Annotated in this window: 17 protein-coding genes; 13 read left to right on the top strand and 4 right to left on the bottom strand. The window is 70.1% G+C overall.

Annotated features, from left to right (window positions below; translation table 11 throughout):
* Positions 1-256: 256 nt before the first annotated feature.
* Together helR and BN1701_RS16490 are read left to right on the top strand one after the other, a co-directional pair.
* Positions 257-2446, top strand: a complete 2190-nt coding sequence (gene helR, locus BN1701_RS16495; protein WP_172803267.1) for an RNA polymerase recycling motor ATPase HelR — start codon at positions 257-259, stop codon at positions 2444-2446.
* A gap of 124 nt (positions 2447-2570) precedes the next feature.
* Positions 2571-3668 (top strand): ABC transporter ATP-binding protein, encoded by a 1098-nt coding sequence (locus BN1701_RS16490; protein ID WP_054049858.1) that lies wholly within the window; start codon positions 2571-2573, stop codon positions 3666-3668.
* Positions 3669-3713: 45 nt separating this feature from the next.
* Here BN1701_RS16490 and BN1701_RS16485 read toward each other — a convergent pair whose 3' ends face one another.
* From BN1701_RS16485 to BN1701_RS16475, 3 genes are all read right to left on the bottom strand, one after another.
* Positions 3714-4385, bottom strand: coding sequence for a hypothetical protein (locus BN1701_RS16485; RefSeq protein ID WP_054049856.1), 672 nt, complete (start codon positions 4383-4385; stop codon positions 3714-3716).
* Positions 4386-4470: 85 nt separating this feature from the next.
* The gene (locus BN1701_RS16480) at positions 4471-7146 is read right to left on the bottom strand and encodes a LuxR family transcriptional regulator (RefSeq protein ID WP_054049854.1); all 2676 of its coding nucleotides are present in this window, start codon (positions 7144-7146) and stop codon (positions 4471-4473) included.
* 126 nt (positions 7147-7272) lie between these two features.
* A complete protein-coding gene (locus tag BN1701_RS16475; RefSeq protein ID WP_054049852.1) occupies positions 7273-7782 on the bottom strand; it encodes a CGNR zinc finger domain-containing protein in 510 nt (169 codons plus the stop codon).
* Positions 7783-7850: 68 nt separating this feature from the next.
* On the opposite strand from BN1701_RS16475, the gene BN1701_RS16470 reads away from it, so the two are divergent.
* The 3 genes from BN1701_RS16470 to truB all read left to right on the top strand — a co-directional run bounded on the left by BN1701_RS16470 (position 7851) and on the right by truB (position 11475).
* Positions 7851-9152: an MATE family efflux transporter gene (locus BN1701_RS16470; protein ID WP_054049850.1), complete on the top strand. Its 1302-nt coding sequence runs from the start codon at positions 7851-7853 to the stop codon at positions 9150-9152.
* An 83-nt stretch (positions 9153-9235) separates the two neighbouring features.
* Positions 9236-10564, top strand: a complete 1329-nt coding sequence (locus BN1701_RS16465; protein ID WP_054049848.1) for a nitrate/nitrite transporter — start codon at positions 9236-9238, stop codon at positions 10562-10564.
* On the top strand, positions 10561-11475 hold the full coding sequence (truB, locus tag BN1701_RS16460) for a tRNA pseudouridine(55) synthase TruB (RefSeq protein WP_369800677.1): 915 nt from the start codon (positions 10561-10563) through the stop codon (positions 11473-11475). The genes BN1701_RS16465 and truB overlap by 4 nt, the downstream gene beginning before the upstream one ends.
* Here the strand turns inward: truB and BN1701_RS16455 are convergent.
* Positions 11472-11795, bottom strand: a complete 324-nt coding sequence (locus tag BN1701_RS16455; protein WP_054049843.1) for a hypothetical protein — start codon at positions 11793-11795, stop codon at positions 11472-11474. The genes truB and BN1701_RS16455 overlap by 4 nt on opposite strands.
* A gap of 378 nt (positions 11796-12173) precedes the next feature.
* Here BN1701_RS16455 and BN1701_RS16450 point away from each other — a divergent pair, with 378 nt between their 5' ends.
* The 8 genes from BN1701_RS16450 (at position 12174) to BN1701_RS16415 (ending at position 19651) form a co-directional block, all read left to right on the top strand.
* A complete protein-coding gene (locus BN1701_RS16450) occupies positions 12174-13124 on the top strand; it encodes a bifunctional riboflavin kinase/FAD synthetase (RefSeq protein ID WP_172803266.1) in 951 nt (316 codons plus the stop codon).
* A gap of 74 nt (positions 13125-13198) precedes the next feature.
* Positions 13199-13669: a helix-turn-helix transcriptional regulator gene (locus tag BN1701_RS16445; protein ID WP_054049839.1), complete on the top strand. Its 471-nt coding sequence runs from the start codon at positions 13199-13201 to the stop codon at positions 13667-13669.
* Positions 13666-14112 (top strand): 2'-5' RNA ligase family protein, encoded by a 447-nt coding sequence (locus BN1701_RS16440; RefSeq protein WP_054049837.1) that lies wholly within the window; start codon positions 13666-13668, stop codon positions 14110-14112. Before BN1701_RS16445 ends, BN1701_RS16440 begins: the two co-directional genes overlap by 4 nt.
* 124 nt (positions 14113-14236) lie before the next feature.
* Positions 14237-14506 (top strand): 30S ribosomal protein S15, encoded by a 270-nt coding sequence (rpsO, locus tag BN1701_RS16435; protein ID WP_054049835.1) that lies wholly within the window; start codon positions 14237-14239, stop codon positions 14504-14506.
* Between the two features lie 297 nt (positions 14507-14803).
* A complete protein-coding gene (locus BN1701_RS16430) occupies positions 14804-17047 on the top strand; it encodes a polyribonucleotide nucleotidyltransferase (RefSeq protein ID WP_054049833.1) in 2244 nt (747 codons plus the stop codon).
* Positions 17044-18444: a M16 family metallopeptidase gene (locus tag BN1701_RS16425; RefSeq protein WP_369800559.1), complete on the top strand. Its 1401-nt coding sequence runs from the start codon at positions 17044-17046 to the stop codon at positions 18442-18444. The genes BN1701_RS16430 and BN1701_RS16425 overlap by 4 nt, the downstream gene beginning before the upstream one ends.
* The gene (gene dapB, locus BN1701_RS16420) at positions 18441-19211 is read left to right on the top strand and encodes a 4-hydroxy-tetrahydrodipicolinate reductase (RefSeq protein ID WP_082859881.1); all 771 of its coding nucleotides are present in this window, start codon (positions 18441-18443) and stop codon (positions 19209-19211) included. Before BN1701_RS16425 ends, dapB begins: the two co-directional genes overlap by 4 nt.
* A complete protein-coding gene (locus BN1701_RS16415) occupies positions 19211-19651 on the top strand; it encodes a hypothetical protein (RefSeq protein WP_054049831.1) in 441 nt (146 codons plus the stop codon). The genes dapB and BN1701_RS16415 overlap by 1 nt, the downstream gene beginning before the upstream one ends.
* Positions 19652-19665 lie beyond the last annotated feature (14 nt).

Raw genomic sequence — 19665 nt, 5'->3', positions numbered from 1 at the left:
GGCCGGATCACCGCTGAGATGGTGGAAGGGGGACACCGCTCCTTCCCACTCCAACATATAGCGCACCTGGGGGCTTGCGGCAAGGCCCCGGTCGTGCCGCAGAATCGCTCGCCGTAGGCAGGATCCGCGGAAACGGGGAGTCGCTGAGTGCGGGTGTTGTCTTGGCCGGCTGGATCCGCGGCGACGGGACAACGGTGGCGGCGAGGCTGTTGCTCGACGCGGCAGTGTCAACAGGTACATCGCTTTGAGGGGGAACGTGTCAATTCAGGGGTACGACGAGGAACTGCGGTCCGAGCGGGGCTATGTCGCCGGGCTCTACACGCGGCTCGATGCCGAGCGCGCGCGGGTGAAGGGCGAGTACACCGCGGCGTTGCGCGGAACCGGCGGGACCCCCATGGAACGCGACGACCAGGTGCGCGCGTCGGCCAAGGAGGTGAAGCGACTGGACCTGGGGGACAACGGGCTGTGCTTCGGCCGGTTGGACACGCTTTCCGGGGAACACTCCTACATCGGCCGCATCGGTCTTTTCGACGAGGCCAACGAGTACGAACCGGTGTTGCTCGACTGGCGGGCGCCCGCGTCGCGCGCGTTCTACGTCGCCACCGCCGCGTCCCCGGAGAACATGCGCAGGCGCCGCCAGTTCCACACCCGCGGGCGGCAGGTGCTCGACTTCACCGACGAGGTGCTCGGCCGCCCGGACGGCGACGAGCGGGGCGACGCCGCGTTGCTCGCCGCGGTCAACGCGCCGCGCGGCGACGGGATGCGCGACATCGTGGCGACGATCCAGGCCGAGCAGGACGAGATCATCCGGCTCGACCACCCTGGCGTGCTGGTGATCGAGGGCGGCCCGGGCACCGGAAAGACCGTGGTGGCGCTGCACCGCGTCGCGTATCTGCTCTACACCCAGCGGGAGCGGATGGAACGCCATGGCGTGCTCGTGGTCGGGCCCAATCCGGCCTTCCTGAACCACATCGGCCGTGTGCTGCCGTCGCTCGGCGAGTCCGATGTGGTGTTCGTGACCACCGGGGACCTCGTGCCCGGCCTGAGCGTCACCGCTGAGGACACCCCGGAGATCGCGCGGCTCAAGGGCTCTTTGAAGATCCTCGACGTGCTCGCGGCGGCGGTCGCCGACCGGCAGCGGCTGCCGGAGCGGCCGGTGTCGATCGAGTTGGCGGGCGTCACGGTGCGGATCGACGCCGAGACCGCGGAGTGGGCCAGGGAGGAGGCGCGCGCGAGCGGCCTGCCCCACAACGAGGCCCGCGCGAAGTTCACCGAGATCGTCACGTGGGTGCTCACCGAGCGGGCGATAGGCCGGATCGGCCGGGGCTGGCTGACCAGGGACGACCGCAAGGCGTGGGAGGAGATGCGGGCGGACCTGGTCAAGGAACTCGCCGACGACGACGGGTTCGCCGCCGCGCTCGACGAACTCTGGCCGGTACTGACGCCGGAGACACTGCTGGCACCGCTCTACATGTCGCCCGACCGGCTGAGCGCGGCCGGTGCGGACCCGGCTTTGTCGCGCGCGGACGGCGACGCGTGGACGGTGTCGGACGTGCCACTGCTGGACGAGCTGGTCGACCTCCTGGGTCGCGACACGGCGGTCGACCAGGCCGCCGAGCAGGAGCGGAAGGCCGCCATCCAGCACGCGACAGGCGTGCTGGACAACCTCGTCGGCCGCGAGGACTCGATGGACGACGAGGACCACCTGTTCGCCACGGACCTGCTCTACGCCGAGGACCTGGCGGCCCGCTTCGTCGAACAGGACACCCGAGATCTGGTCGAACGTGCTTTGGCGGACCGGGATTGGACCTACCGGCACGTCGTCGTCGACGAGGCCCAGGAACTGTCCGAAATGGACTGGAGGGTGCTGATGCGGCGCTGCCCTGGTCGGTCGTTCACGGTGGTCGGCGACCTCGCCCAACGCCGCTCGGCGGCCGGGGCCAGGTCGTGGGACACGATGCTGGAGCCGTATGTGCCCGGCCGCTGGGTCTACCGGTCGCTGACGGTGAACTACCGCACCCCGGCGGAGATCATGGCCGTCGCCGCCGCCCTGCTCGCCGAGTTCGCACCCGGGGTCCAGCCACCGGAGTCGGTCCGCGCGTGCGGTGTCCAGCCGTGGTCCAGGCGGGTCACCGCCGACGACCTGCCCGACGCCATCGAGGAGTTCGTGCGGGACGAAGCCGGTCGCGAAGGCACCAGCGTCGTGATCGGGCCACCGGGTGTGCCGGGCACGGTGCCCGCGTCGGAGACCAAGGGCCTGGAGTTCGACGCCGTCCTGGTCGTGGATCCGGAACGGATCTTGGCCGACGGTCCCCGCGGCGCCGCCGAGCTCTACGTCGCCCTCACCCGAGCCACCCAGCGCCTCGGCGTCCTGCACCAAGGCCCCTTGCCGCGGGCCCTGGCCGGACTGACCCAGACCGGGACACCGGCTGGGGTCATCCCGTGACCGGAGCGCGTTTCGCGGGATTTCCGCTGGTCAGAGCCTGCTGACTCGCGGAGGGGGGTGACTGCGACGGCAAAATGGTATATACCAATTTCTGCAGCAGTCACCCCGTTCCATGAGGAGAGCCATGGCCACCGTCACCTACGACGCGACCACGAGGTACTACGCGGGCAATCCGCAGCCCGCGGTAGACCGCTTGGACCTCGCCGTCGAGGACGGCGAGTTCCTGGTCCTGGTCGGGCCATCGGGCTGCGGCAAGTCGACCACCCTGCGCATGCTGGCGGGCTTGGAGAACGTCGACGGCGGCGCGATCCGCATCGGCGACCGGGACGTGACGAACCTGCCGCCCAAGGACCGCGACATCGCGATGGTGTTCCAGAACTACGCGCTGTACCCGCACATGACCGTCGCCGACAACATCGGCTTCCACCTCAAGATCTCCAAGATGGCCAAGGAGGAGCGGGTCAAGCGCGTCCGCGAGGCCGCAGGCCTGCTCGACCTCACCGAGTACCTCGACCGCAAGCCCGCCAAGCTCTCCGGCGGCCAGCGCCAGCGGGTGGCCATGGGCCGCGCCATCGTGCGCCGCCCGCAGGTCTTCTGCATGGACGAGCCACTGTCCAACTTGGACGCCAAGCTCCGGGTGCAGACCCGCACCCAGATCGCCTCGCTGCAGCGCCGCCTCGGCGTCACGACGATCTACGTCACCCACGACCAGGTCGAGGCCATGACCATGGGCGACCGCGTCGCGGTGCTCAAGGACGGCATCCTGCAGCAGTGCGACACCCCGATCGGCCTGTTCGGCCGCCCGGCGAACCTGTTCGTGGCGGGCTTCATCGGTTCCCCGGCGATGAACCTGATCCCCACGACCGTGGTGGGCGAGTACGCCTCGGTCGGTGGCCGCCCCATCCGGCTGACCCCGTCCCAGCGCGCGGCGCTGTCGTCGGACAAGATCGTGGTGGGCATCCGGCCGGAGGGCTGGGCCATCGTGCCGGAGGGCATCTCCGCGACGGTGGACGTGGTGGAGGAACTGGGCAGCGACCAGTACCTGTACTGCACCTCGGCCACCCCGCGGCTGGACCCGACCGACTCGAACACGTCGCACTCGATCACCGTCCGCACCCCGGGCATGTCCCCGTGGCGCCCCGGCGACCACATCGCCTTGGCCCCCCAGCCGGGCGCGGTGCACCTTTTCGACCCAGTGACCGGCGACCGGCTGCCGGACTAGAAACCGCGGCGGACGAACCGCCCCGGCCTGGACCGGGTCGGTTCGTCAGCCGCTGGTGACCTTGGCTCGCGGCGGCGGACGGAACGCGTCGGCCGCGGCGACGCCAGACGAATACTTGGTCAGCTTCATCGATATCGGGGCCCTGCCGTCCGAGCGGCGGACCACCAGTTCGGCCAACACGCCCGCGTCCGTCGAACAGACCGACATCCACGCGGGCCCGGGATCCGATTCGAGCCCGGCCTCGTCCAGGACGGCCTTGGTGACCCCGTCGACAGCGACACACGAGGACGGCTGGCCCGCGATCGTGCGCCGGGTCGTCTCGGTCTTCAGGTTCGAGATGGCGACCGCGCCGAGAAGTAGGCCCGCGGCCACTCCCGGGGTGATCAGGTGGCCGCCGAAACTCTTGGCGACATCGCGGGCCAGCGGGTCGGCCGTCGGGCTGCCCGGCAGGCGCGTGCACGCGGTGCTGCTCCGGCAGATCCAGGTGTCCTGACTGGTCACGATGTACCGGCGATCACCACGGATGAGCGCCAGATTCGGCGGTTGCCGCACGATCGTGGCCCGCACTCCCCCCGTGGTGGTGTAAGTGGCGGTGTATGTCAGGTCGGCCCCGGACTTCAGCTTGGCGGCGATCTCGCCCAGCGGTGTGCTCAGAAAGATGTACTTCGCCACCACGAACAGCAGCGCCGCCACCAGTGCGCTTCCCAGCAGTTTCATCCCGCGTCCCCTCCCGGTTCCGATTTCCGGCACCAGGAAGGCTCCTCGGATCCTGATTACGCGGGATCCGTGCGAGCACCTGCTTTCAGTACTTAGAGCGCGCGGCCCAAGCGACCGCTTCGGTACGGGTGCGCACACCCAGCTTGGCCAGGAGGTTGCTGACGTGGGTCTCGACAGTCCGCTCCGACAGCACGAGCTTCGCCGCGATCACCCGGTTCGCCGCGCCATCGGCGAGCAGGGCGAGCACCTCGCGCTCCCGCCGGGTCAGCCGGACCGGGTCCTTGAGCCGGTCGAGCAGGCCCTTCGCCCTGGCTCGCGTGGGTGCCATGCCCAGACGCGTGGCCGTGCCCTCGGCCGCGCGGGCCAGTGCGGCGGCCCGTTCGCGTTCCCTGGCGGTCCCGTCCGCCAGCAATGCGGCCAGCTCGACCTCGGCGAGCACCCGGAACGGAACCGCACCGGTGCGCTGGTCCATGGCGATCGCCTCCTCGAAGTGCCGCAGCGCCTCCTCGCGGTGCCCGAGCGCCGCGGCCCACCGGCCCAGCGGGCGCGACGTCGAGCCCAGGCACACCACCGAGCCCGACCCGGCGGCCAAGTAGTGCCCGCGCAGCGGCAGCAGGTCCGCGTAGGCGCGCTCGACGACTTCCGTGACACCGAGGCTCAACCCCAGTTCGCCGTAGTCGTGGCAAACCGGCAGCCAGTGCCCGTCGCGGCCGAGGCCGTCGTAGAGGGGGCGCAGCCGGGCCAGGCAGTCGGCGGCCGCGGCCAGGTCGCCGCTCTCGGCGTAGAACCGGCCGACCTCGGCGAGGGCGATCGGGATCGGCGCCATGGCGACCAGCCTGTCGGCTTGGTCGCGCACGGCGTCGGTCAGACCGCCGGTGAGCAGCAGAAGTTCCTTGCGCAGTGGCACGTCCAGGATGACCAGGGACATGTCCTCGCACGCGGCCGCGTGGCCGAGCGCGGCGTCGGCCTCGGCGAACGCCTCGGTGAACCGTCCGAGAAGTTTGGCCCGCACCGCGAGCATCCGGTGCAGGTGCCACCGCGCGACCGGCCAGCCGAGCCGGTCGGCCAGCAGCCGCAGCCTGGCCAGCTCTTCGTCCAAAGTGGACATCGAGCCGAGCTGGAGCGCGGCGTCGACTCGCCAAAGTCGGGCCCACAGCTCCCCGTCCGGCGGCGCGGACTCGCCCAAGGCGAGCATCCTGGCGGCCGCGTCCAGCCGCGCCGCGACGCCTTCTGGTCCACTGTGGACCTGGTGGTGGGCGCGCAGGGCATCAGCGAGCGCACCGGGGTCGCCGGTTCGCTCGGCCAACTCCAGCGCGACCCGGGTCGGCTCGCCCGCGGCATCGACGTGGACGATGTCGGCCATGGCCAGCGCGCGCTGGGCCAGCACTCGGGCCCGGCTGCGGTCGTCGTCGGGCGCCAGCGCGGCCAACGCCCGCTCGCACAGCCGGACGATCTCGTGTGACGCCGCCCCGTCGAGCCCGCGCACGGTCAGCGCGGCGCGGACCAGCGCGTCCGGGTGGTCGGAGGTCTCGCTCACCTCGGCACACCGCCGCAGCGCCGCGGCACCCCGGCCCGCGCGGAAGTCCATGTCGGCGGCGAACAGCGCCAGTTCCACCCGAACGTCCGGGTCACGGGCCACGCCCAGCGCCAGGTCAAGCAGCTCGGTCGCCCGGTCGAAGCCCAACCGGGCCGCCGCGGTCTCGGCCGCGGCCCGGCACGCCCATACGGCGGCCCGCCTGCTGTCGTCGTCGTCGATCGACCGCAGGCGGTGGGTCACCGACTCACCGGGCAGTTCGCCCGCCTCGATCGCTTCGGCGAGGCGTCGGTGCAACGTCAGCCGCAACGCCGCCGGGGTCTCGTCGTAGACGGCCTGCCGGGTCATGGCATGGGGGCGCACCAGATCGGCGGCCTCGGCCATCGCCGCGGCCACCGCGTCGACCGGTTCGCCGGTCAGGGTGGCGACGTCGGCCGGTGTCGGGGACCCGCCCAGCACCGCGCATGCCGACACCACGCGCGCGACCGGCGGCGCGAGCCGCGCGAGCCTGCCCGCGACGACGGCGCCCAGTCGCTCGGGGACACCCAGTGGCCACTCGCCGCTGGCGGGGGCGACCTCGCCGTCGGCGAGCGCGCCCGCCAGCTCGGCCACCAGCAATGGCAGGCCACCGGACACCCGGTTCAGGACCGGCACCCAGCTCGGGTGCGTGGACACGGCCGCGGCGATGTCGGCCTCCGTCCACGGTCGGGGGCTGACCATCACCGTGCCGGGGCGGCCGCGCAGCCGGGCGACGGTGTCCCGCAGCGCGGGCCCCTGCTCGTCGTCGCGGTAGGTGGCCACGACGACCAGCTCGGGCCGATTGGCGGCGAGCCGGAGCATGGTCAGGGTCGACTCGTCGGCCCAGTGCAGGTCCTCGATGACAACCAGCCCGGACAGCGCGCGCAGCACCTCGTCGAACGCCCGCATCCGTGCCCCGGCCGCCGCCGCGGGCGTCGCGGGCGCGGCGGGTTCGAGCAGAGCGGCCAGTTCGGGCCTGCCCGCGAGCACCTGCCACCACGGCCACAACGCGGGCACGCCCTCGTCCGGCTCGCACTGGCCACGCAGCGCGGGACGCCCGGTCCTGGCCAGCGCCTCCTCGACCAGCCTGGTCTTGCCGATGCCCGCCGGTCCGCCGACCAGCAGCACCCCGCCCACCCCTCGGACACCCTCGGTCAGCTGCGCGAGCTCATCCACCCGCCCGATGAACTGGTCATTCACCACCGGCACGCGGCGATTCTCGCGCGCCAGTCGATCACAACGCCGATTGTGGCGAGAACCCGCTACACCTGTTCTCACCACGGTGACTCAGCTGATCGGCTGGTCGGGCACCTGCCAGAGCAAGAGTTGGAGCCCTCAGCCCCGATGTCGGGATCGGAACGCGGCCACGTGGACGCGGTTCGCGCATTTGGCTGAGCAGAACCGTTTGGTCCCGTTGGTCGACCGGTCGAGGAAGAAGTTCCCGCAGTCAGCGCACCGCCCCCACTGCGTGAGGCGGTAGCGAACCAGAGCCTGTGCGAGCCCCCACGCCGCCGCGGCCGCCACCTCGGTCGCGGGCGAGGCGTCGGCGTCGGCGACGTGGATGTGCCACGGCGTGTCGCCGTGGCCGGACACCCGCGGCCGTGGCGGGTGAGTCTCCAGGAGTGTGTTCACCTCGCTGAGCACCGCGCCTCCGTCGCCGTCGACCGCCGCCGCCAGCGTTGCCCGCAGCGCCGCAGCCACGGGTCGCAACGCCACGAGATCCGCCTCGGTCGCCCGCGCGGCCCACCACGGTTCGTCCTGCAAGGCCCCGGTCAGCGTTGGCAGGTCGCCCAACTCGGAGTTCGCCAGTCGAAGGGCGACGTCGAGGTAATCGGCGTTGTCCATTGTCGGTCCTTACGGCTACTGTCAGGGGCGAACTTGGATCCAACACCTTACGGCAAGGCGGTGCGCCCATGAGTGACCTGCGTCAGGTCGCCCGCCTCGCCCTGCCCGCGCTTCCCGTTCTCGCCGCCGAGCCGCTTTACCTGCTGGTCGACACGGCCGTCGTCGGCCACCTGGGCGCCACCGAGCTTGGTGCGCTCGGGGTGGGGGCGATCGTGCTCGCGCAGCTCTCGACGCAGTTGACCTTTCTCTCCTACGGCACCACCGCCCGCGCCGCCCGGCTGCATGGGGCGGGCCGTCGCGAGGACGCGGTCGGGGAGGGTGTTCAGGCGACCTGGTTGGCGCTCGTGGTCGGGCTCCTCATCGTCGGCGTCGGGAATCTGCTGGCCAGGCCGGTAGCGACAGCGCTGGCCGGGCCCGGAGAACTTGCCGACGCGGCGACCGGGTGGTTGCGGATCGCGTTGTTCGGGGTGCCGATGATCTTGGTGACCCTGGCGGGCAACGGATGGATGCGCGGCGTCCAGGACACGCGTCGGCCGCTGCGGTATGTCCTCGCGGGCAACGGCGTGTCGGCCGTCCTGTGTCCGGTCCTGGTCTACGGCGCCGGGATGGGACTCAACGGGTCGGCGGTCGCCAACGTCGTCGGGCAGGTCGTCGCCGGGGCGCTGTTCCTCCGCGCGCTTCTCGCCGAGCGGGTCGACCGCAGGCCGCGGCCCAAGATCGTGCGGGCGCAGCTGGTCCTCGGTCGCGATCTCATCCTGCGCAGCCTCGCCTTCCAAGCCTGTTTCCTCTCCGCCGCCGCGGTGGCCGCGCGCACGTCGGTCGGCGCGGTCGGCGCGCACCAGGTCGTCCTTCAGCTCTGGACGTTTCTTGCGCTTGTCCTCGACTCGCTGGCGATCGCCGCGCAGGCGCTCGTCGGTGCCGCCCTGGGGTCCGGTGACGACGCGCGGGCCAAGGTGCTCGCCAAGAAGATCACCGGATACGGGCTGGCGTTCGGCGTGGCGCTCGGCGTCGTGTTCGCGGCGCTGGCGCAGGTCCTGCCGCGGGCGTTCACCCAGGATTCCGTTGTCCTGCAAGAGATCCCGCACGCCTGGTGGTTCTTCGTCGCGATGCAACCCATAGCGGGCGTGGTGTTCGCCCTCGACGGTGTCCTGCTTGGCGCGGGTGACGCGAAGTTCCTCCGGACCGCGACGCTGGCGTCGGCGATCGGCGGATTCCTCCCGCTGGTGTGGCTTTCCCAGGTGTTCGGCTGGGGTCTGGTGGGCATCTGGACCGGGCTGAGCCTGTTCATGCTGATCCGCCTCGCCACCGTCCTTGGCCGCCTGCGCGACGGGCGGTGGGCGGTCACCGGGACCGTCCACATGGGACTGTGACGAACAACACGCTTAGCTAGGCTAACAATTCGACCGGGGCATCGATGACACTGGTGTAGACCTTCGCGAGAACGGAGCCGCCTGTGCCTGCCACCAAGCGCCGAGCGCTGGTGATCTGGGCAGCCGCGGTGGCGGTCTACCTGTTGGCGGTGTTCAACCGCACGTCCCTCGGCGTGGCCGGACTCCAGGCCGCTGAGCGGTTCCATGTGGGCCCCGCCGCGCTCGGGGTGTTCACCGTCCTGCAGGTGGGCGTGTACGCCGCGATGCAGATCCCCACCGGCCTGCTGGTCGACCGATTCGGGCCCCGGCGCGTGCTCGTCGCCGCCGCGCTCGCCATGGGTGTCGGCCAGCTGCTGTTCGCCCTTGCCCCCACCTATTCGATCGCCGTCATCGCCCGGGGCGTCCTCGGTTTCGGTGACGCGATGACCTTCGTCAGCGTCCTGCGGCTCGTCGCCGCGCACTTCTCGTCGCGCCGCTACGCCTCGATCGCCTCGCTCACCGCGGCCGTCGGGTCGATCGGCAACCTCGCGGCCACCGTGCCGCTGACGCTGCTGCTGTCGCACGCGGGCTGGGTCGCGACGTTCGCGGTCACCGGCTCGGTCACGATGGTCTACGCCGTCGTGGTCGGCCTGCGCGTGCGCGACACCCCCGAAGGTGCCCCCGCGCACCGCTCCGACGCGACCACCGTGCGCGCCCTACTCGCCCAAGTCCGCGACGCGTGGCGCACGCCGGGCACGCGGCTGGGGTTCTGGGTGCACTTCTCGACGATGTTCGCCCCTGCGGTGCTTGGCCTGCTCTGGGGTTTCCCGTACCTGGTCAGCGCCCAGGGCATGTCCGAGTCGGCGGCGGGCGCGGTGCTGAGCCTGCTTGTCGTCGTCGGTGGCGTCACCGGGCCGATCGTCGGGGAGACAATCAGCCGCAAGCCCGAGTGGCGCGTGCCGATGGTCGCGGCCTTCCTGGCCCTGTCGATCGGTGTTTGGGCGGTGCTGCTCGGCTGGCCGGGCGGCGTGGTCCCGGTGCCGCTGGTGATCGTCGCGTTCTCGTTCGTCTCGCTTGGCGGCCCGCTGTCCGGGGTCGGGTTCGCCATCGCCCGCGACTACAACCCGCTGTTCCGGGTCGGCACGGCCAGCGGCGTGGTCAACGTCGGTGGATTCGCCGCCATCACCGTCACCACCCTCGGCATCGGCCTGCTCCTGGGCGGCGACGCCGCGGCGGCCGACGCCAACAGCTTCCGCGTCGCCTTCACCACCATCGCCGCCATGCTCCTGCTCGGCGCCTGGCGAACCGGAGTTTGGTGGCGGCGCGCACGGGCACTGGTTTTGGTCGCGGGCGCACGTGGCGAAGAGGTGCCAGTGCAGATCCGGCGGCGGTCATGGGACATCCCGGCGCACGCGGGATCGGTCGCGTCATAGGATTCCCGGTCGTGTCCAAAGCCAGTACGCGTCCCACCGTCGCCCCCGGACTCCTCGTCGTGGACAAGGAACCCGGCATGACCTCGCACGATGTCGTCGCGAGAGTCCGCAGGATCATTGGCACCCGCAAGGTCGGCCACGCCGGAACCCTCGACCCGATGGCCACCGGCGTCCTCGTCCTCGGCATCGAGCGCGCGACGAAACTCCTCGGCCACCTGGCCCTGGACCGCAAGGTCTACCTGGCCACCATCCGCCTCGGCGCCTCGACCACCACCGACGACGCCGAGGGCGAGGTGGTCGCCTCGACCGACCCCTCCTCGGTCACCGATGCGGCGATCGCGGCGGGGATCGCCGCGCTGACGGGCCCGATCGAACAGGTCCCCAGTTCGGTGAGCGCGGTGAAGATCGACGGGAAGCGGGCCTACGCACGGGTGCGGGCGGGGGAGGACGTCCAGATCCCGGCGCGGCCGGTCACGGTGTACCGGTTCGACCTGCTCGGGACCCAGCAGTCTTCGTCGTCGATCGACTTGGACGTGATGGTGGATTGCTCGTCGGGGACCTACGTGCGGGCGCTGGCCCGTGACCTGGGCGCCGCCCTGGGCGTCGGCGGCCACCTCGCGGCGCTTCGGCGGACTCGGGTGGGCCCGTTCGACCTGCGGCTCGCGCGGACACTGGCGCAACTGGAGGAAGACGCGACGCTGTCGTTGGATATGGATGGCGCGGTGGCGGCGGCTTTTCCTCGGCGTGACCTGGGGAAGGCTGAGGCGATCGCGCTTTCGCACGGGCGGAAGCTGCCTGCGGCGGGGATCTCGGGGACGTACGGGATCTTCGACCCGGCGGGCAAGGCGATCGCGCTGGGTGTCGATGAGGGCAGCACGGCGAAGGCGCTGCTGGTTCTGGACGTGCCTTAGGTCGCCAACTCGGCGCGGAGGCTGGCGGCGGCCAGGATCTTCCTGAGGTCGGCGGCTTCGCAGTTGTGCCCGGTTCGCCCGCGCAACTCCTTGCGAACGGCGTCGAGGATCGGTTCGGAGAGGACAACGCCGACGACAGAGCGCGGCGACGTGGCGGCCTTGGCCCGCCACAGCTCGTCGAGCAGCCGACGTTTGATCGCTTCCTTCGACAGCGGGAATAGGGCGTCGGCCTTGACCGGCAGCGGGTCAGGAACCAGGGGATCGACTTCCAGCGCGAGGTCGAGAACGACGGGCGGGTGCCAGACCTTCAGTTGGGTCACGAAGATCCCTCGTTGAGGGCGGCGCTCAATCTGGTCACGTGGCCGATGCTTGGTCTGAGGGTGCATCGCCTCACCTTGACGAGGGTGTGGCCGCCTCTTCGTCGGGGTGCCCGTTTGGGTGGTTCGCCTTGATTTGGGGCCCCTCGAATGGGCCTGTGCGGGTTGAAAGGCGAGGTTCAGAAGACTCACCCGCACCGCGAGTTTAGGCCCATTCACCCCAAATCAAGGCGAACCACCCAAACGGGCCGTTGGATTCGGCCCGGCGCGTTGGCGGGGATGGTTGCGCATCCCCTGACGTTAGGCGGATCGACCGGTTTGTCGTGTGCAGTGCGCTGGGCCACGGTGGCGCGGTGGCGATCAGCCACTAGGGTTGGCGGCGTGCAGCGATGGCGCGGGCTTGAGGATCTTCCGAGCGGTTGGGGTCGTTGTGTGGCCACCATCGGGGTGTTCGATGGAGTCCACCGGGGGCATCAGGAGCTGATCAAACGGGCGGTCCAGATAGCCGCCGACCGCAAGGTCCCCAGCGTGCTGCTCACCTTCGACCCGCACCCGTCCGAGGTGGTCCGGCCCGGCAGCCACCCCGCCCAGCTCACCACCCTCCGCCGTAAGGCCGAGTTGGTCGAGAGCCTCGGCGTCGACGCCTTCTGTGTTCTGCCCTTCACCCCCGAGCTCTCCAAGGTCACCGCCGACGAGTTCGTTCACGAGGTCCTCGTCGAACGCCTGCACATCGCCGCCGTCGTGGTGGGGGAGAACTTCACGTTCGGTAATCGGGCGCTGGGCAACGTCGAGTTGCTGACCAAGCTCGGGCATCGGTTCGGCTTCTCCACCGAGGGCGCCAAGTTGGTCACCGCCGATTCCTCTGGCGAGATCACCTTCTCCTCGACCTACATCCGCGCCTGTATCGACGCTGGTGACGCCCAGGCGGCGCAGGCCGCGCTCGGGCGGCCGCACCGGCTCGAAGGCATCATCGTCCGGGGGGACGGGCGGGGCCACGAACTTGGCTTCCCGACCGCCAACCTGTCGACACCCCGCTTCGCCGCCGTGCCGGCCGATGGGGTCTACGCCTGCCAGTTCACCCTGCTCAACAACCTCAAGCGAGGCCCGCTCACCGCCGCCGTCAGCGTCGGGACGAACCCCACCTTCTCCGGCCGCGAGCGCCGCGTGGAAGCCTTTGTCCTCGACGTCGATGAGGACTTCTACGGGCAGCGGGTCGCCATCGACTTCATCGAGCGGCTGCGGGCGATGGAGAAGTTCCCGTCGAGCGAGGCGCTGGTCGAGGAGATGCACAAAGATGTCGCTCGCACTCGGGCGCTGTTGAACGGCGAGTAGGCGATTCGTCCACGGAACGTGGCGGGGCCTGGCAAGATACTGCCAAAGCGGGCGGTAGGGGAGAGGCCATAACAGTGGAGGACCACAAGATCGTCCAGCGCAACATCGCGTTGCAGCGGGAGTGGTACGGGGAACCGTTGGGCGATCGGGTGCGCAGGCTGGTAGTCGCTTTCGATGTCTCGCAGGCCAGTCTCGCCGACGTGCTCGGCATCAGTGCCCCCATGCTCAGCCAGGTCATGAGCGGCCGCCGGGCCAAGATCGGCAACCCGGCCGTCCTCGCCCGCCTGATCATGCTCGAACGCAAGATCCTCACCCCCGACGTCGCCTCCGGGCGGCGGGAGGCGTTACAGGCGGCGCTGGACGACGTCCGGTCCTCGAAACCGGCCGTGACCAGGGACAACCTGCCCGTCGACGTGGGTCGCAGCGCGATCATGGCGCTGCGCAGGCTCATCCCGGCCAACGACCTGACCGAGGCCGCCGCCACCCTCGACGGCCGCTTCCCCGAACTCGCCGACCTGTTGCGTCGCGCGGGCAAGCGGGTATGAGGCTGTTCTCCGCGTTTCCCCTGCCCGACGAGGTCGCCGACCACCTGGCCGACCACCTCCCCAAGATGCCCGGACGCCCGACGGCCCGGCACACCTGGCACATCACCGTCGTCTACTACGGCGAGAGCACCCCGCCGTTAATTCCCGCGACACTCCGAGCCCCACGCCTTAGGCTGACCGGGTCGGGATCGTTTCCCGGAGTCGCCTGGGTCGGTGTCGAAACCACACCCGAGCTGCACGCGATTGTGAAAGCCGCGGGCGGTGACCCCGAGGACTACATCCCGCACGTGACTCTCGCCCGCTGGCCGAAACGCCACCGGGCGAGCTTCGAGGCCGACTACACCGGACCCGAGTGGATCCCGACCGAACTCGTCCTCTACCGCAGCGACCCAGGGCCGGTGTACACGCCGATCCACCAGGTCGGACTGCTCCACGCGGAGTAGTCGGAGTCCACCTGCTAACCTTGGTGATTGGGTCCGGCTGCAGTCCGTGGCGGCCGGTACCGACTCACCCGGGTGCGATTCACCACTCCGGGCCGCACGGGACATGTTTATGAGGAGATGACGAGTGGCTCTGTCCACCGAACAGAAGAAGACGATCCTTTCCGAGTACGGCGTGCACGACTCGGACACCGGATCCCCCGAGGCCCAGATCGCGCTGCTCACCAAGCGCATCAAGGACCTCACCGAGCACCTGAAGATGCACAAGCACGACCACCACTCGCGTCGTGGCCTGCTGCTTCTTGTCGGCCGTCGCCGCCGGCTGCTCAACTACCTGACCAAGGTCGACATCGAGCGCTACCGTGCGCTGATCTCGCGCCTCGGCCTGCGTCGATAGCGTGACACTGGGGGGAGTGGCCGACGGTCACTCCCCCCACCCATAACTCAACAAGCAACGAAGGCTCTGCTCACCAAGGGCAAGAGTCAAAAGGCTCTGCTCACCAGGGCATGAGTCAAAAGACGAAGAGCCAGCACGCCGCGCACCACGGGACCAAGTTCGCCGGTCCTCGGTAGTGGTCTCCGGGACACGACACAGGGAGTGTCGATCAAACCCCGAAGACTTCGATCGAAGACCGGCCTCGTCCGAACCGCGCCCGTGCTCGGGTTGCGCGCTGGCTCGAAGACGAGGAGATATATGACTGACAACACCGTGCACGAGTCGACAGCCGTCATCGATAACGGCAAGTTCGGCACGCGCACCATCCGATTCGAGACGGGCCGCCTGGCCCGCCAGGCCGCGGGCAGCGTCGTGGCCTACCTCGATGAGGAGACCATGCTGCTGTCGGCGACGACGGCGTCGAAGCACCCCAAGGAGCACTTCGACTTCTTCCCGCTGACCGTGGACGTCGAGGAGCGCATGTACGCCGTGGGTCGCATCCCCGGCGCGTTCTTCCGCCGCGAGGGCCGCCCGTCCACCGACGCGGTCCTGACCTGCCGCCTCATCGACCGCCCGCTGCGCCCGTCGTTCGTCGACGGCCTGCGCAACGAGATCCAGGTCGTCATCACGGTCCAGTCGCTCAACCCGCAGGACCTCTACGACGTCGTGGCGATCAACGCCGCGTCGGCGTCCACCCAGCTCGCCGGGCTGCCCTTCTCGGGCCCCATCGGCGGTGTCCGGGTCGCGCTCATCGAAGGCCAGTGGGTCGCGTTCCCGACCTACGAGCAGCTTGAGAAGGCCGTCTTCGACATGGTCGTCGCCGGTCGCGTCGTGAACAACGACGTCGCGATCATGATGGTCGAGGCCGAGGCCACCGACAACGTGATCGACCTGATCGAGGCCGGTGCCCCGGCGCCGACCGAAGAGGTCGTGGCGCAGGGCCTTGAGGCCGCCAAGCCGTTCATCAAGGTGCTGTGCGACGCGCAGGCCGAGCTCGCGGGCAACGCCGCCAAGGCGACCGGCGAGTTCCCGACCTACCCGGCCTACCAGCCCGACGCGTACGACGCGGTCGCGGCCGCCGTCTCCGACCAGCTGGCCGAGGCGCTGACCATCGCGGGCAAGCAGGACCGCGAGAACCGCATCGACGAGGTCAAGGCCCTGTGCCTGGAGACCGTCGGCGCCCAGGCGGCGTTCGAGGGTCGCGACAAGGAGATCGGCGCGGCGTTCCGCTCGCTGAACAAGAAGCTCGTCCGCCAGCGCATCCTGCGCGACAAGGTCCGCATCGACGGTCGCGGTCTGACCGACATCCGCGACCTGTCCGCCGAGGTCGCGCTGATCCCGCGGGCGCACGGCTCGGCACTGTTCGAGCGCGGCGAGACCCAGATCCTGGGTGTCACCACGCTGAACATGCTTCGCCTGGAGCAGCAGATCGACTCGCTGTCCCCGGAGACGCACAAGCGCTACATGCACCACTACAACTTCCCGCCGTTCTCCACCGGCGAGACCGGCCGCGTCGGCTCGCCGAAGCGGCGCGAGATCGGCCACGGCGCGCTGGCCGAGCGGGCCCTCATGCCCGTTCTCCCCAAGCGCGACGAGTTCCCGTACGCCATCCGCCAGGTCTCCGAGGCGCTGAGCTCCAACGGCTCGACCTCGATGGGCTCGGTCTGCGCGTCGACCATGTCGCTGCTCAACGCCGGTGTGCCGCTCAAGGCGCCGGTCTCGGGTATCGCCATGGGCCTGGTGTCCGACGAGGTCGACGGTGAGACGCGCTACGTCGCGCTGACCGACATCCTCGGCGCCGAGGACGCCTTCGGCGACATGGACTTCAAGGTCGCGGGCACCAAGACCTTCGTCACCGCCCTGCAGCTGGACACCAAGCTCGACGGCATCCCGTCGGAGGTCCTGGCCCAGGCGCTGGAGCAGGCCAAGGACGCCCGGTACACGATCCTCGAGGTCATGGCCGAGGCGATCGACGGTCCGGACGAGATGTCCCCGTACAGCCCGCGCGTGACCAGCGTGAAGATCCCGGTGGACAAGATCGGTGAGGTCATCGGCCCGAAGGGCAAGATGATCAACTCGATCACCGAGCAGACCGGCGCCGACATCTCCATCGAGGATGACGGCACGATCTATGTCGGTGCCGCGGACGGTCCGTCCGCCGAGGCCGCCATCGGCCTCATCAACGCCATCGCGAACCCGCAGCTCCCCAAGGTCGGCGAGCGCTTCCTGGGCACGGTCGTCAAGACCGCCGCCTTCGGCGCCTTCGTCTCCCTGCTGCCGGGCAAGGACGGCTTGGTCCACATCTCCAAGCTGGGCAACGGCAAGCGCATCAACAAGGTGGAGGATGTCGTCAAGGTCGGCGACAAGCTCCGCGTCGAGATCGCCGACATCGACCAGCGCGGCAAGATCAGCCTGGTTGTCGTCGAAGACGCCGAAGCCGCTCCGGCCGCTGACGCGCCGGTCGAGGCTCCCGAGACGGTTGAGGCGGCTCCTGCCCAGTGAGTGAACGCTCCACGGCGGCCGCGAGTGCTCTTCTGAGCGCTCGCGGCCGTTCCGCAAAGGTCCAAGGCCACCTCCAGAAGCCGGGGAGCACCCTGACCCTGGAGAACTCCGCCGACGCCATCGTCAAGCGCACGCTGCTCCCGGGCGGCATGCGGGTGATCACCGAGCAGGTGCCGGGCGTGCGCAGCGCGTCGGTGGGCATCTGGGTGCAGGTCGGGTCGCGCGACGAGCCCAACGCCGTCGCCGGTGCCGCGCACTACCTCGAACACCTGCTGTTCAAGGGAACCGCGAAGCGCACCGCGGCGCAGATCGCCGAGGAGATCGACGCCGTCGGCGGCGAACTCAACGCGTTCACCGCCAAGGAGCACACCTGCTACTACGCGCACGTCCTCGACGAGGACTTGCCGCTGGCCATGGACCTGGTCTCCGACGTCGTGTTCGACGCCCTGTGCGCCGAGTCCGATGTGGAGACCGAACGCAACGTCGTCCTCGAAGAGATCGCCATGCGCGACGACGACCCGGAAGACCTGCTGCACGACGCGTTCTGCAGCGCCCTGCTGGCCGACCACCCGCTGGGTCGGCCGGTGCTGGGCACCGAGCAGTCGATCACCGATATGTCTCGCAGCGCGTTGAACGGCTTCTACCGCCGCCGCTACACGATGCCGAAGATGGTGCTCGCGGTCGCGGGCAACGTCTCGCACACGCACGTGCTCTCGTTGGTGCGCAAAGGTTTGCGCAACCGCCTGACCGGCGACAAGGCTCCGGTCGCGCCCCGCGCGGGCCGTGCCCGGCTGTCGAGCGCGCCGCGGCTGGTGCTGCACACCGACGACACCGAGCAGGCGCACCTGATGCTCGGCGTCCGCGCGCTCGACCGCCACGACGACCGCCGCTTCACGCTGAGCGTGCTCAACGCCGCGCTCGGCGGCGGCATGAGTTCCCGGCTGTTCCAAGAGGTTCGCGAACGCCGCGGGCTCGCGTATCAGGTGTATTCGTCGGTCGCGTCCTACGCCGACACCGGCCACCTGTCGGTCTACGCGGGCTGCCAGCCCGACCGTCTCGGCCAGGTCGCGGGCGTGGTCCGCGACGTGCTGGGCCAGGTCGCGCGCGACGGCTTCACCGACGCCGAGGTCGCCCGCGGCAAGGGCCAGTTGCGCGGCGGGATGGTGCTGGGTCTGGAGGATGTCAGCTCGCGCATGTCGCGCATCGGCAAGAGTGAGCTGGCCTACGCCGACTACCTGTCGGTCGAGCAGACCCTCGAACGCATCGCCGCGGTGACCGTCGAGGACGTGGCGAAGCTCGCCCGCGAACTGCTGGCCCGGCCGCTCGCCGCCGCGGTGGTCGGCCCCTACGCTCACACCGACGATGTCCCGGTCGAACTGCACGAGGTGACCAAGTGACCCAGCCCCGTTCGGAAGACAACCCCATCCGCGTCGGCGTCCTCGGCGCACGAGGCCGCATGGGCGCCGAGGTGTGCCGCGCGGTCGAGGCGGCCGGTGACATGGAAGTCGTCGCCATGGTCGACACCGGGGACTGGATGTTCGACATCGCCGACGCGGGCGCGGAGGTCGTCGTCGACTTCACCCACCCCGACGTGGTGATGGACAACCTGCGCTTCTGCATCGACCAGGACATCCGGGCCGTCATCGGCACCAGCGGCTTCGACGACACCAAGCTCGCCACGGTCAGGCAGTGGCTGGAGCCCAAGCCGGAACTCGGCGTGCTGATCGCCCCGAACTTCGCCCTCGGCGCGGTCCTGACGATGCGGTTCGCCCAGCTCGCGGCCAAGTACTACGACACCGTCGAGATCATCGAACTGCACCACAACCGCAAGGCCGACGCGCCCTCCGGCACTGCCGCGCACACCGCGCGCCTGGTCGCCCAGGCCCGTACGGCGGCCGGCCTCGGGGAGATCCCGGACGCCACGACGTCCGAAATGGACGGTGCGCGCGGCGCGCTGGTCGATGACATCCGGGTGCACTCGGTCCGCCTCGGCGGCTTGGTGGCGCACCAGGAAGTCCTCTTCGGCGGCGAAGGCGAGACGCTGACGATCCGCCACGACTCGCTGGACCGCAAGTCCTTCATGCCGGGCGTGCTGCACGGCGTGCGGGCCATCCTCGACCACTCCGGGCTTGTCATGGGCCTGGAGAACTTGCTCGACATCTAGTGTCCGCGCGCACGGTTTCGCTGGTCCTCTCGGCCGTCCTGGTCCTGTACTTCGTACTGCTGGGCGGCCGAGCGGTCGCGCTTTTCCGCGACGGCTCCCCGATCGCGGTGGCCTTCGGCATCGGCGTGCTGCTGCTCCCGATCGTCGGCGCCTGGGTCGTGTGGTCGACCCTGCGGTTCGGCATGCGCACGTCCGAACTGGGCAAGCGGCTGGACGCCGAGGGCGGCCTGCCCGACACGTCCGGCCTGCCCCGTCTCCCATCCGGCCGCGTCGACCGCAAGGCCGCCGACGAGTGGTTCGAGGAGCGGCGGGCCGAGGTCGAAGCGGCGCCCGAGGACTGGCGGGCCTGGTACCGGCTGGCGGTGGCCTACGACATCGCGGGCGACCGGGGCCGTGGCCGCGACGCCATGCGCAAGGCGTTGGAACTCGCACAAGATTGAGATCATCGGGAACC

Origin of the sequence: Alloactinosynnema sp. L-07 (assembly GCF_900070365.1) — a bacterium.
Lineage (GTDB): Bacteria > Actinomycetota > Actinomycetes > Mycobacteriales > Pseudonocardiaceae > Actinokineospora.
This window is presented reverse-complemented; position numbering and strand designations above follow the sequence as displayed.

What these genes read in the sequence shown, in the direction of transcription:
- BN1701_RS16475 (WP_054049852.1), bottom strand. Translation starts at nt 7,782, where the DNA reads ATGGACAACGCCGATTACCTCGACGTCGCCCTTCGACTGGCGAACTCC.
- BN1701_RS16440 (WP_054049837.1), top strand. Translation starts at nt 13,666, where the DNA reads ATGAGGCTGTTCTCCGCGTTTCCCCTGCCCGACGAGGTCGCCGACCAC.
- BN1701_RS16485 (WP_054049856.1), bottom strand. Translation starts at nt 4,385, where the DNA reads ATGAAACTGCTGGGAAGCGCACTGGTGGCGGCGCTGCTGTTCGTGGTG.
- BN1701_RS16430 (WP_054049833.1), top strand. Translation starts at nt 14,804, where the DNA reads ATGACTGACAACACCGTGCACGAGTCGACAGCCGTCATCGATAACGGC.
- BN1701_RS16490 (WP_054049858.1), top strand. Translation starts at nt 2,571, where the DNA reads ATGGCCACCGTCACCTACGACGCGACCACGAGGTACTACGCGGGCAAT.
- BN1701_RS16470 (WP_054049850.1), top strand. Translation starts at nt 7,851, where the DNA reads ATGAGTGACCTGCGTCAGGTCGCCCGCCTCGCCCTGCCCGCGCTTCCC.